Origin of the sequence: Actinomadura physcomitrii (assembly GCF_008923205.2) — a bacterium.
In the GTDB taxonomy this organism is placed as follows: domain Bacteria; phylum Actinomycetota; class Actinomycetes; order Streptosporangiales; family Streptosporangiaceae; genus Spirillospora; species Spirillospora physcomitrii.
Genome location: NZ_WBMS02000083.1, coordinates 1,230 through 12,720, shown reverse-complemented (window position 1 = coordinate 12,720; position 11,491 = coordinate 1,230). Strand labels below are relative to the sequence as shown.

At 71.3% G+C, this 11,491-nt stretch carries 13 protein-coding genes and 1 pseudogene; 8 read left to right on the top strand and 6 right to left on the bottom strand.

Annotated elements, in window-relative coordinates; translation table 11 throughout:
- The 3 genes from F8568_RS46075 to F8568_RS46065 all read left to right on the top strand — a co-directional run.
- Window positions 1-282, top strand: a 282-nt coding sequence (locus tag F8568_RS46075; protein ID WP_207750438.1) for a hypothetical protein, incomplete at its 5' end; no start/stop codon positions are given.
- A 17-nt stretch (window positions 283-299) separates the two neighbouring features.
- Complete coding sequence (locus tag F8568_RS46070) at window positions 300-500, top strand: ferredoxin (protein ID WP_151600498.1); 201 nt, start codon at window positions 300-302, stop codon at window positions 498-500.
- A 138-nt stretch (window positions 501-638) separates the two neighbouring features.
- Window positions 639-1,304, top strand: a complete 666-nt coding sequence (locus F8568_RS46065; protein WP_151600497.1) for a TetR family transcriptional regulator — start codon at window positions 639-641, stop codon at window positions 1,302-1,304.
- Here the strand turns inward: F8568_RS46065 and F8568_RS46060 are convergent.
- Together F8568_RS46060 and F8568_RS46055 are read right to left on the bottom strand one after the other, a co-directional pair.
- Window positions 1,256-1,456 carry a hypothetical protein gene (locus tag F8568_RS46060; RefSeq protein WP_151600496.1) on the bottom strand — a complete coding sequence of 67 codons (201 nt, stop codon included), beginning with the start codon at window positions 1,454-1,456 and terminating at the stop codon, window positions 1,256-1,258. The two genes, F8568_RS46065 and F8568_RS46060, sit on opposite strands and share 49 nt — an antisense overlap.
- A gap of 183 nt (window positions 1,457-1,639) precedes the next feature.
- Complete coding sequence (locus F8568_RS46055; RefSeq protein WP_151600495.1) at window positions 1,640-2,794, bottom strand: acyl-CoA dehydrogenase family protein; 1,155 nt, start codon at window positions 2,792-2,794, stop codon at window positions 1,640-1,642.
- Window positions 2,795-2,951: 157 nt separating this feature from the next.
- On the opposite strand from F8568_RS46055, the gene F8568_RS46050 reads away from it, so the two are divergent.
- The 4 genes and pseudogenes from F8568_RS46050 to F8568_RS46035 all read left to right on the top strand — a co-directional run bounded on the left by F8568_RS46050 (window position 2,952) and on the right by F8568_RS46035 (window position 6,168).
- Window positions 2,952-4,121, top strand: coding sequence for an aromatic ring-hydroxylating oxygenase subunit alpha (locus F8568_RS46050; protein WP_151600494.1), 1,170 nt, complete (start codon window positions 2,952-2,954; stop codon window positions 4,119-4,121).
- Entirely contained in the window at window positions 4,118-4,954 is an 837-nt protein-coding gene (locus tag F8568_RS46045; RefSeq protein WP_151600493.1) for a hypothetical protein, read from the top strand. The genes F8568_RS46050 and F8568_RS46045 overlap by 4 nt, the downstream gene beginning before the upstream one ends.
- A gap of 139 nt (window positions 4,955-5,093) precedes the next feature.
- Window positions 5,094-5,585: pseudogene (locus tag F8568_RS51450) on the top strand (AMP-binding protein); the annotation flags it as partial.
- A gap of 100 nt (window positions 5,586-5,685) precedes the next feature.
- Window positions 5,686-6,168 (top strand): GTP-binding protein, encoded by a 483-nt coding sequence (locus F8568_RS46035; protein WP_151600492.1) that lies wholly within the window; start codon window positions 5,686-5,688, stop codon window positions 6,166-6,168.
- 40 nt (window positions 6,169-6,208) lie between these two features.
- Here the strand turns inward: F8568_RS46035 and F8568_RS46030 are convergent, their stop codons facing one another.
- The gene (locus F8568_RS46030; protein ID WP_151600491.1) at window positions 6,209-6,400 is read right to left on the bottom strand and encodes a hypothetical protein; all 192 of its coding nucleotides are present in this window, start codon (window positions 6,398-6,400) and stop codon (window positions 6,209-6,211) included.
- 307 nt (window positions 6,401-6,707) lie between these two features.
- Between F8568_RS46030 and F8568_RS46025 the strand changes: the two genes are divergently transcribed.
- On the top strand, window positions 6,708-8,288 hold the full coding sequence (locus F8568_RS46025; RefSeq protein ID WP_151600490.1) for an AMP-binding protein: 1,581 nt from the start codon (window positions 6,708-6,710) through the stop codon (window positions 8,286-8,288).
- Between the two features lie 67 nt (window positions 8,289-8,355).
- On the opposite strand, the gene F8568_RS46020 is transcribed toward F8568_RS46025, so the two are convergent.
- The 3 genes from F8568_RS46020 to F8568_RS47495 all read right to left on the bottom strand — a co-directional run.
- Window positions 8,356-9,519, bottom strand: a complete 1,164-nt coding sequence (locus F8568_RS46020) for an aromatic ring-hydroxylating oxygenase subunit alpha (RefSeq protein WP_151600489.1) — start codon at window positions 9,517-9,519, stop codon at window positions 8,356-8,358.
- Between the two features lie 64 nt (window positions 9,520-9,583).
- On the bottom strand, window positions 9,584-11,104 hold the full coding sequence (locus F8568_RS46015) for a class I adenylate-forming enzyme family protein (protein ID WP_151600488.1): 1,521 nt from the start codon (window positions 11,102-11,104) through the stop codon (window positions 9,584-9,586).
- 61 nt (window positions 11,105-11,165) lie between these two features.
- On the bottom strand, window positions 11,166-11,491 hold a 326-nt coding region (locus F8568_RS47495), incomplete at its 5' end, for a cytochrome P450 (RefSeq protein ID WP_202126168.1).

Genomic DNA, 11,491 nt, shown 5'->3' with positions numbered 1-11,491 from the left:
CCCACCCACGGCATGTCGCCCAACTTCCTCATGGAGCCCGGCGCACCGGTCGTCGGGAAGTCCTACGAGGAGGTCGCCGGCCCGTGGGACAAGGGCGTCACCCCGATCCCGCTCAAGCTGGACCGGCCGCCGTCGCTGCTCGACCACGCCAGGACCGCGCTGTTCATGGTGTCCGACGACGCCGCCTACATGTCCGGCCAGATCATCTCCTCCTGCGACGGCGGCACGCTGGCACGGGTCTCCATCCCCTTCCCCGAAGACCAGGGCACCCCGAGCCTGTGACGGGCGAGGGCGGAGAAATGGACCACCACCTGACGATCGACCGAAGCGCGTGCGCGGGGCACGGTCTCTGCTATGGGACGGCGCCGGAGCTGATGGACTGCGACGACCAGGGCGACCCGGTCGTCATCACCGGCCCCTTGACGGCGACGTCGCTCGAGCGGGCTCGCCATCTCGTCGACATCTGTCCCGAGCGGGCGCTCTCACTGAAGCCCCGGTGAACGCAGTCGGCCTGACGGCATCGGGCCATCAGAAGACGGCGACAATCCTAATACCTTTAGATTTTTGCCGCAATGTGCCCGCCGCTCCGGCGGCGGCGGCGTCGATGGGGAGCGGGCGGTGAACTAGGATCGGGTGCCATGCCCCGTCCGCGTCAGCCGCTGATCAGCCGTACCGGTGCGGTGGCCGCGGCGATCGAGATCATCGACACCGAGGGCCTGGACGCACTGAGCCTGCCGCGCCTCGCGCGCCACCTCGACGTCCGGGCGCCGTCGCTGTACCACCACTTCGACGACAAGTCGGAGATCCTCGGCGCCGTCGTGGCCGCGATCGTGGCCGACACCGTGGTGCCGCGCAAGCCGCCGCCCGAACGCTGGGTCGACTGGTTCGTGCAGCTCAGCCTGAACCTGCGCCGGGTCGTCCTGCGCCACCGCAACGCCGCGCCGCTGCTGCTGCAGTACCCGCCGCGCGACCTGCTCGCCGACCTCTACGAGGACGCCGCCCGCTTCCTGCAGGCCAGCGGCGTGCCGACGGAGGTGCACGTGCAGATCCTCGACAGCATGGACACCCTCGTGCTGGGCGCTGTGATCTCCGAGGCGGCGCGCACTCCGGCCGCCCGCCGGGCGATCTTCCCCAACGTCGACGCCGACCGCCAGCCCACCCTCGCGCGGGCGCTCGAGCGCAACGAGTTCACCGCCAACCAGCTGTTCGAGGAGATGATCCGCAGCTTCCTCCACGGCGTCCTGCTCCTGGCCGATCAGCGCACCGCCGCCGCGAGCACCCCCGAGGCCGCCGCACCGTCCTGAACCGTCGCACCGTCCTGAGCCGCTGAGGCCCGCAGCGCCGCGACGTCCTCGGTCAGTAGGGCGCGGAGGAGCCCGCCCGGGGCCCCGTTGCGGCCGAACACCGGCTCACCGACCCCGCCGCGGCCGATGTTGCCGCTGATCGTTCCCGCCACATGCCAGTCCTCGCAAGCAGGGTCCGCATCAGCAGGTCCCAGTTCTCGTCGTAGAAGCGCCGGCGGCGATGACGTCATCTCCGAGTCCGACCGCTGGACGGAACCGGCGGAACCGTCCGCGGGCGGCCGGGCGGAGGTCGTCGAGGCGGCGGTGGAGGCCGGGCCGGCCCCGGCGGGGCGGTCTCACGAGCGGCCGATCAGCTCCCGCTGGATGATCTCCTTCATGATCTCGTTCGTGCCGCCGTAGATGCGCTGGACGCGGGCGTCGATGAAGGCTTTGGCGACCGGGTACTCCATCATGTAGCCGTACCCGCCGTGCAGTTGCACGCCGGTGTCGATGACGTCGTGCTGGAGGTCGGTCGCCCACAGCTTGGCCTTGGCCGCGTCGGTCGCGGTGAGCGTGCCGGCGTTGTACTCCCGCACGCAGCGGTCGAGGAACGCGCGGGACACCTCGACGGCGGTGCTCAGCTCCGCCAGCTTGAACGCCGGCGCCTGGAAGTCGCCGATCCGCCTGCCGAACGCGCGGCGCTGCCGGACGTACTCGACCGTCCATTCCAGCACGGCCTCGGCGGAGAACTGGGCCGACAGCGCGATGCCGAGCCGCTCCAGCGGGAGGCTCCGCATCAGCGCGTGCAGGCCTTCGCCGACCTCGCCGAGCAGGTTGGCCGCGGGGACCCGCGCGTCCGTGAAGAACAGCTCGGCCGTGTCCTGTGCGTGCAGGCCGACCTTGTCCAGCTGGCGGCCGCGCGTGAAGCCGGGAGTGCCGTCCTCGACCACGAACAGGCTGAACGCCCCGGTCCCGGCCTCCTGCCCGGTGCGGGCGAAGACGATGACCAGGTCGGCGAGGATGCCGCTGGTGATGAAGGTCTTGGAGCCGTTCAGCACCCAGCCGCCGCCGTCCCGGACCGCGGTGGTCTCGATGCCGCGCAGGTCACTGCCGGCGGCGGGCTCGCTCATCGCGATCGCGCCGATCGTCTCGCCGCTGACGAAGCCCGGGAGCCAGCGCCCGCGCTGGTCGTCGTCGGCGTGCCGCAGCAGGTAGCTCAGCGCGATGTCGTCGTTGGTGGTGAACCCCGACTGGAGCGCCGCGGCGCCGACGCGGGCGATCTCCTGCTGTACGACGACGCGGTAGCGGTAGTCGCTCTCCCCCGCGCCCCCGTACTCGGCGGGGACCGACAGGCCGAGGAGGCCCTGTGCCCCGGCTGCCCGCCAGGTGTCCCGGTCGATGAGCCGGTCGGTGTCCCAGCGTTCCATGTTCGGCACCACCCGGCGCTTCACGAACTCCCGGACGGTCTGCCGGTAGTCCTCGTGGCCGGTCTCGAAGAGGTCGCTCCGCACTGTCCGCTCCCTTGTCCTGATCGCGCAAATAAATCTAACACTAGTAGGTTTCCTGGCAACCCAGAGACCGCAAAAGTGGTGGTCAGTGGCGTATCTTGCCAACAAAAACCTCAAGGCATTAGATTTATAGAGTTGGCATCCACCACGGGAGGGACCCATGGCACCCGACGACAGGCGGGACCGCATCGGCCGGCTGCTCGACCTGCTGCGCGCGGACGACACCGACAAGCTGGAGTCCACCCGGCCGTTCGGGCCGCGCGAGTTCACCGACCCCGGGACGGCCGAGGCCGAGCGGGAGCTGGTCTTCGGCCGTGTGCCGTCGATCGTCGCCCACTCCTCGGAGCTGGCACGGCCGGGCGACTTCCTGACCCTGACGATGCCGCGCAACCGGGTGATCGTGGTCCGGCAGCGCGACGGCGGCGTCAAGGCGTTCGTCAACGCGTGCCGGCACCGGGGGGCGCGGCTGGAGGAGCGGCCGTCCGGCCGGTGCCGGCTGTTCTCCTGCCCCTACCACCGGTGGTCCTACAACACCGACGGCAGCCTGCGCACCGTCACCTACGACCACACCTTCGGGGACATCGATCGCGATGCCTCGGGCCTGGTCGAGCTGCCCGCCGAAGAGCGGCACGGCTTCGTCTGGCTGGTCGACTCGGCCGCCGCGACGATCGACGTGGCCGGCTGGCTCGGTCCCGAGATGGACGCCGCGCTCGCCGGCTACGGCCTGGACGCGCTGCTCTGCTACCGGGCCGAGGGCTTCGACGAGCCGGTGAACTGGAAGCTCATGCAGGACGCGTTCCTGGACGGGTACCACATCAAGTTCGCCCACCCGAACACGGCCGGGAAGATCATCCACACCAACGTGCTGGCCGTCGAGGACTACGGCCGGCACGCCAGATTCCTGTCGCCGCGCAAGAGCATCGACCGGTTCCTCGAGCAGGATCCGGGCGACGCCGATCTCGGCCGGCACGTCACCGAGTCCCACTACCTCGGCCCCAACAGCACCCTGCTGCGCCAGCCCGACCACTTCCAGCTGCTCACCTTCCGCCCGCATCCCACCGACCCCGCGCGCAGCCGCATGGAGATGCGGGTGCTGGTCCCGACGGTCGAGGACTCCCGGTTCGACGAGACCGAGTGGGAGAAGCGCTGGAACAAGAACTGGCAGATCCTGCTGGACGTCCTGCACGCCGAGGACTTCCCGCTGCTGCGCGCCAGCCAGGACGCCCTGGCCAGCGCCGACGCGGGCCGCATGCTGCTGGGCCGCAACGAGGTGATCAACCAGATCTTCCACCGCGAACTGCGCAGGCTGACCGCCGCCGGAGAACGATGATCTCCACGACCTGGCGCGGCCGCCTGGCGCAAGAGGAGCTGGCCGAGGCACTGGAGCTGGCCCGCGTCTGCGCCGAGTACGACCAGGACGCGGGATTCTCCCAGCTCACGCCATCGGCCGTGCGCGGGGAGGGGCGCCATCTGCTCGTCCGCCTGGACGGTCCCGGCGACCCGCTGGTCGGCCTCCTGTACCTCGACGAACGGGCGTCCGGCACGATCATCGTCCACCCGGACCACCGGTCCCGCGGTGTGGCGACGGCCGTGCTGGAGTCGGTGGAGCCGGCAGGGGCGCACGGCTGGGCCGAAGGGCATCACCCGGCGGCGGAGCGCCTGGCGCGGCGGTTCAGATGCGTGGAGACGGCACGGATCTGGCGAAGCGTGCGCCCGCTGACCGGGCCGCACGCCGTCGACCCGCCAACTGCGACGGCCCGCCTGTTCGAGGATCCGGATCCCGAGGCGGCCTGGGCCCTCTGGAAGGCCTCCGGACTTCCGGAGCGCTACCGGCCTCCCGGCCACGGCGCCGCGCGCCTGCTCTACGCCGCCGGCTCCGACGGCGCCGCCGGGTACGCCTGGCTCGACCGCGACACGCGGATCGTCGACCGGCTGCGGACCGGGACGCTCCGGGCCCTCGTTCCCGCCGTGCCGGGCTCCGGGACGGGGCTCGCGCTGGCCGCCGGAGCGCTGGCCCTGCTGCGCGCCGAGGGCGTGCAGGCGGTCGAGGCACGCCTCGACCCGGCCCTGCCCCGAGCCGTGCGCCTTGCCCGTCTCCTGGGTTTCCAGCGGACCCATGACGACGTCCACTACACCCTCGAAAGCCCGCACGAGCTGGGATGATGTCGAGCATCCGGCGTCAGGTCATTGCACTTCTAGCCTAATGACTTTAGATTAAATCTCGTGTGAGGCAGGGCACATCCAGGTCGCCGCCGGCCACAGGCCGCGCCGACCGCCCGCCCCGGAAGGCGCAGGAGGTTCCATGAGCGGCACGGTCAACGACGCACTGGTCTGGTGGGCCCGTGTCACGCCCGGCGCCGTCGCGATCGACTTCGACGGCGACCCGATCACCTATCGAGAGCTGTCGGCCTGGGCGGACGGCGTCGCGGCCGACCTGCGGTCCAGGGGCGCCGGCCCCGGCGACCGGGTCTCGATCCTCGGCGGCAACAGCCTGGAGTGGTGCGCGGTGGCCCTGGGCGCGTGGCGGATCGGCGCGATCGTCGCCCCTTTCAACCAGCGGATGCTGGCCCGCGAGCTGACCGCCCTGGTGGAGGACTGCGAACCGGCGGTCGTCTACTGCGACGCCGTGCTCCACCCCCGGCTGGAGGAGGTCCACCAGACGCGGCCGACCTTCGCGATCGGCCTTCTGGACGGGGTCGCGAAGCTGCGCGGCGCCGCGCACGCCCCGGTCACCGCCCCCGTCGGCGAACTGGCCGACCCGACGGCGATCATCTTCACCAGTGGCACGACCGGGCGGCCGAAGGTCGTGATCTTCACCCACGCCACCATCGCCGGCGAGATGCACGAGTGGTCGCTGATCGAGCCGATCCTGCCGAACGGGCGGCAAGACGACGATGGTCGGCGCGGTCAGCGAGATCCGGCCGCCGCGCACCGAGGAGACGCTGACCAGCGCCGGCATCGGCATCGACGACCTGCAGGGCGTCGAGGGCAAGACCACCACCACGGTCGCCATGGACTTCGGCCGGCTGGCGTTCGACGACGGCATCACGCTCTACCTGTTCGGGACGCCCGGTCAGGAGCGCTTCTGGTTCATGTGGGACGAGATGGCCTATGGAGCGATCGGCGCCGTCGTCCTGGTCGACACCAGGCGGCTGGAGACCAGCTTCGAGTCCATCGACTACTTCGAGCAGCGCGACACCCCGTTCGTCGTGGCGGTCAACTGCTTCGACGGGGCCCGCAGGCACACGCTGAAGGAGATCCGCACGGCGCTCGACGTCGATCCGGACATCCCGATCGTGCTGTGCGACGTCCGGGAGCGCGACTCGGCCAGGAGCGTCCTCATCAGTCTGGTCGAGCACGCCCTCGACCTGTCCTGATCGGACGGGAACGCCCTGTGCGCGGCTCGCGGGCCTGAGCTCACCGCACCGTGATCTTCTCCAGCCGTCCAGGATGAGGACGTGCAGGCCGGCCGATACCGACCTTTCCCGGGAACTCCGCCGCGGGCTCGGCCAGTTCCGAGGAGTGCGCGACGATGGACGGCACCCGGCCGAAGATCAGCTCCCGCTCCCGCGCCGCCGTCCCGGGGTCGGTGAACTCCCGCGGCGCCAACGGCTCGGTCTCGGCGAGCTTGTCGGTGTCGTCCGCGCGCAGCAGCTCGAGCAGCCGCCCGATGCGGTCCTGCCTGTCGCCGGTGGCCCTGGAGGGCCTCCTAACGTGGATGCCGGTACGGATGCCGCCTCCCTCGAATCTAACGTCTTAAGATTTTAGGAACAAGACGCCGTCCACGGCAGGGCACTTCCCTGCACCTCTGGCATTTCAAATCTAATAGCTTTAGATTAGGATCCGATCCACGGTCGGCGGTCCGGAGCGCCGCCCGGCCGAACGGGAAAGTGCACCGTCTCGCGGAAGGCCGAGCATGGCAGGCTGGAACTACGGCGACGTCCTGGAGGCGGTGGCCCGCGCCCATCCGTCGCGCACCGCTCTCATCCACGGTGGCCGGCGGATGGACTGGGCGGAATTCGATCAACGCGCCGCACGGCTCGCCGCCGTCCTGGAGGCCGGCGGGCTGCGTCCCGGCGACGTGGTCGCCGAGTACATGCGCAACGGAACCGCCTACCTGGAGACCTTCTTCGCCGCCTCGAAGGCGGCTCTGGCCCCGATGAACACCAACTACAGGTACGTCGAGGACGAACTGGAGCAGATCTGGACCGATGCGGATGTGAAGGCGGTCGTCTACGACGCCGAGTTCCGCGACCGCGTCGCCGCCGTGCGCGAACGGCTGCCCGGGGTGCGCGTCTGGCTGGAGACGGGCGCCCCGTACGAGGAGGCCCTCGCCGCGCAGGAGCCCCGCCCGCACGGCGGCGGACGGCCCGATTCGCTCGTCCTCATCTACACGGGCGGTACGACCGGGCGCCCTAAGGGCGTGATGTGGCGGCAGGACGACCTGCTGTCCATGCTGAACGCCCAGAGCACGCGGGCCATCCCCGACCGCGCCGCCCCGGAGGTCGTCGCCGAGCACCTGGCCGGGCGGCGCGAGATCCGCTCCCTCATCGCCAGCCCGCTCATGCACGGCGCCGGCCTCTTCTACGCGCTGTCCGCGCTCAGCGGCGCCGGCACCGTCGTGACCGTGCCGGGCGCGCGCTTCTCCGCCGAGGCCCTGCTGGACGCGTTGGCCGAGGAGCGCGTGCAAGGGCTGTCCATCGTCGGCGACGCGTTCGCCCGCCCGCTGCTGGACGCGCTCGACGCCGAGCCCCGCCGCTGGGACCTGTCGGCGCTCCGCGTGATCTTCTCCTCCGGGGCCATCTGGAGCGGCCCGGTCAAGGAGGGCCTGCTCCGCCACATCCCCAAGGCGCGGCTGGTCGACGGGCTGGGCTCGTCGGAGGCTTCGTCGATCGGCTCCACCGTGTCCGTCCCGGGGGACGTCGCCGGCACCGCCAGCTTCCGCGTCTCCGAGCGCGGCGCCGTCCTGCACGACGACGGCACGCTCGCCACGCCCGGCGACGGCCGGATCGGCCGCCTCGCCGTGTCCGGCTGGCTCCCCGTCGGCTATCTCAACGACCCCGCCAAGTCGGCCGAGGTCTTCGTCGAGGCCGCGGGACGCCGGTGGTCGGTTCCCGGCGATCTCGCCGTCCTGGAGGCCGACGGCCGGATCAAGCTCCTCGGACGCGGGTCGAGCTGCATCAACACCGGCGGCGAAAAGGTCTTCGCCGAGGAGGTCGAGGAGGCCGTCAAGACCTATCCCGGCATCGTGGACGCGGCGGTGCTCGGCGTCCCCGACGAACGCCTCGGCGCGAAGGTCGTCGCCTTCGTGGTCACCGACGGGCGGGAGGCCGACGCCGGCGGTCTGCAGGCGCACGTGCGGGCCCGGCTGGCCGGCTACAAGGTGCCGCGCCGCATCGCCCGCGTCGACTCCCTCGACCGGCTCGCGAACGGCAAGCTCGACCACCGCCTGCTGGCCCGGCGCGCCGAACGCCTGTGGGGCACCGCCCGCGCCTGAACCCGCCGCCCGGCGGCCCTGGCCGGCGCCGCCGGGCGGCTGTGGTCAGCGCCGCCGGGCGGCTCGCTCAGCCGGCGAGCAGCTTGCCCAGTTCCCGGTGGAAGATCTGGTTCACCACCTCGTTGCGGCCGAGGACCATCCCGGCCGCGTCGGCGCTCGCGAGCCCGCGCTGGGCGGCCCGCAAGAGCGGGAAGTCCTCCTGGTGCAGCACCGCGAGAAGGATCTCCCAGTTCTTCTCCCAGGTGAGCCGCCACTTCTCCGGATCCATGCCGCTCGCCTCGACGCTCGGGACGAGCAGCCGCATCTCCATCCGGCACCTGCCGGGATCGGACGGGTGCGGCCGGAACGTCAGCAGCTCGAAATGGTCGTCCGGCTGGCGGAGCAGGGTGCTGTTGGGGAGCAGGAAGTGCCCGTCGATCACGAAGCGGCCGAGGTCCCGCTCCCCCGGGTCCTCCTCCAGCCAGCGGTCGATCTTCTTGCGCGGCGACAGCATCCGGGCGTGCCGCCCGAAGTCCTCGACGACCTGGACGTTGGTGTGCACATGCTTGCCGGCGGTGTTCGGATGCGCGTACTGGATGTGGTAGTTGTCCACGAAGGCGTCCTGCATGAGCTTCCAGTTGGCGGGCTCGTCGAAGCCCTCCGCGCGGAAGACGACCAGGTCCTCCAGCCGGTAGCCGGCCAGGATGCCGTCCATCTCGGGTCCCAGCCAGGCGGCGACGTCGATCTTCGCCGCGGCGTCGTCGACCATCCAGACCAGGCCGTGGCGCTCCTCGACGGGCAACTCGATCAGCCCGTACTCCGACCTGTCGATGTCGCCGAAGGTGGAGTCCCGCGTGATCGTGCGGAGCGAGCCGTCGGTGTTGTACGACCAGCGGTGGTAGCCGCAGGAGAAGAGCCGGCAGCGTCCCTCCTCCCGCTCCTCCAGCAGCGCGCCGCGGTGCCGGCACAGGTTCACGAAGGCCTTGACCCCGCCGTCCTGCTGGCGGACGACGATCACCTGGTTGCGCGGCATCCGCAGCGTGCGGAAGGCGTTGGGCTCCGCCAGCTCGCCGGCGTGCGCCACGATCGACGGGACCCGGCCGAACACGAGGTCCCGCTCGCGGCGCGCGACGTCCGGGTCGGTGTAGACGCCGGGCCCGAGCGGCACGGGCGCGCTGAACTCGTCGGTGGTCTCGTTCCTGAGGTGGTCGAGGACCCGGCGGATCCGGTCCCCGCGCCCTACGGCTGACATGGCATCCCTTCCGTGCGGGCCGTGCGCGTCCGTGATCCGGGCGCACTCGTGATGTGGGTGCGGCCTATCGCTGCGGCGCCGGCGGTTCCGCCAGCTCGGGGTGCGCCTCCCTGATGCGGCTGCGAGCGATCTTGCCGCTCGCCATCCGGACCAGGGGCACGTCCTGGATCACCACGTGCCGCGGCACCTTGTAGCCGGCGAGCCGTTCGCGGCAGTGGGCCGTGACGTCCTCCGCCGTCAGGGCGCCCGTCGCGTGGACGATCGCCGCGGGCGTCTCACCGAACTTGGGATCGTGCGCGGAGATCACGCAGACCTCGGCCACGCCGGGGATCTCGCCGATGACCGCCTCGATCTCCGACGGCGCGACGTTGTACCCGCCGGTGATGATGATGTCCTTGAGCCGGTCCACGACCTGGATGAAGCCCTCGTCGTCCTTGACTCCGAGGTCGCCGCTGTGGAACCAGCCGTCGCGCATCGCCTCCGCGTAGGCCCGCTCGTTGCGCCAGTAGCCCGGGGTGACGCCCGGGCCGGACACGATGATCTCGCCCGGCTCGCCGGGGTCGCAGTCGGTCCCGTCCGCCCGGACGACGCGGTGCCGGTTGAAGACGGTGCCCCGGCCGATCGACCCCGGGCGCTTCAGCGCCTGCTCGGGCGGGTTGAGCGAGGAGATGCCGCCCAGCTCCGTCATGCCGTACGCCTGCCGGAGCAGCACCCCCTTGGCGAGCCACGCCTCGATCGTCGGCACCGGGCAGCGGGCGCCGGCGATCGTCGCCAGTTCGAGCGAGGACAGGTCGGCACCGCCGAACTCCGGGCGCGCCGCCATCTGCTCGAACAGCACCGGCACGCCGCACATGATCTGCACCTTCTCCCCGGCGACGCGCTTCAGGACCGTCGCAGGGTCGAAGCCGCGCTCGTAGAAGATCGACAGACCGCGGGTCAGCGGGTGCAGGAAATGCCACAGCAGCCCCGGCGCACCCGACATCGACAGTACGTAGATGATCCGCGCCCCCGGCCGCAGCGCCGGCTCGGCGAACGCGAAGTCCGCGATCAGGTTGAACGTGCTCCGGTGGGTGAAGATCACGCCCTTCGGCCGCGAGGTGGTTCCGCTCGTATAGACGATCTGCGTCACGTCGTCCGGCGCGGCGTCCGGGCGTCCGGGCGGATCGCCGCCGGCGTGGCGCAGCTTCGTGAAGTCCTCCAGGCCGCCGCGGTCGACGGCGGTGCCCTCCAGCGCCGCGGTGATCGATGCCAGGTGCGCCTCGTCGGTGAGGACCAGCCGGGGACCGGAGTCGTCGACGAGGTAGCGGAGCTCTTCGGGGGTGAAGCGGTCGTTGAGCGGCACGACGACCGCGCCCAGCTTCAGGACGCCGATCGCCGCGACCACCCATTCCAGGCTGTTGCCGCCGATGATGCCGACCCGGTCCCCCGGCCGGACTCCGCGCGCCTCGTGCGCGCGGGCGGCGGCGTCCGTCCAGTGCTCCAGGGTCCGGTAGTCGACGGTGTCCGATCCGTCGAACACGATCGCGGGACGGTCCGGGGCCTGCCGGGCCCAGTATCCGAGGCCGTCGGTGACCAGTTCGGTCATCGCACGCACTCCTTCGCGGACGATCCGTGGGGTGGCGGAGCGGTCTCCCGGGTTCGGCGGGTCATCGCTCGGGGGTGAACAGGATCGGCAGTTCCAGGACCCCGCGCACCTGGCTCGGGTGCGACACGACCTGCCTGCCGGTGTCGATCCGGTAGTCGGGGATGCGGCGGTGCAGTTCCTCGAACACGATCCGCAGCTCGACGCGGGCCAGGTGGGAGCCGAGGCAGCGGTGCGGCCCGGAGCCGAACGACAGGTGCCGGTTGGGCGTCCGGTCGATGCGCACGACGTCCGGGTCGTCGAACTCCCCGCCGTCGCGGTTCGCGCCGGCGAGCACGAGCAGCAGCTGGTCGCCGGTCTTCAGCTCGATGCCGCCGAGCGTGGTGTCGT

Coding starts and splice junctions, on each gene's coding strand:
- F8568_RS46070 (WP_151600498.1), top strand. CDS start 300: ATGGACCACCACCTGACGATCGACCGAAGCGCGTGCGCGGGGCACGGT.
- F8568_RS46065 (WP_151600497.1), top strand. CDS start 639: ATGCCCCGTCCGCGTCAGCCGCTGATCAGCCGTACCGGTGCGGTGGCC.
- F8568_RS46050 (WP_151600494.1), top strand. CDS start 2,952: ATGGCACCCGACGACAGGCGGGACCGCATCGGCCGGCTGCTCGACCTG.
- F8568_RS46045 (WP_151600493.1), top strand. CDS start 4,118: ATGATCTCCACGACCTGGCGCGGCCGCCTGGCGCAAGAGGAGCTGGCC.
- F8568_RS46035 (WP_151600492.1), top strand. CDS start 5,686: ATGGTCGGCGCGGTCAGCGAGATCCGGCCGCCGCGCACCGAGGAGACG.
- F8568_RS46025 (WP_151600490.1), top strand. CDS start 6,708: ATGGCAGGCTGGAACTACGGCGACGTCCTGGAGGCGGTGGCCCGCGCC.
- F8568_RS46020 (WP_151600489.1), bottom strand. CDS start 9,519: ATGTCAGCCGTAGGGCGCGGGGACCGGATCCGCCGGGTCCTCGACCAC.
- F8568_RS46015 (WP_151600488.1), bottom strand. CDS start 11,104: ATGACCGAACTGGTCACCGACGGCCTCGGATACTGGGCCCGGCAGGCC.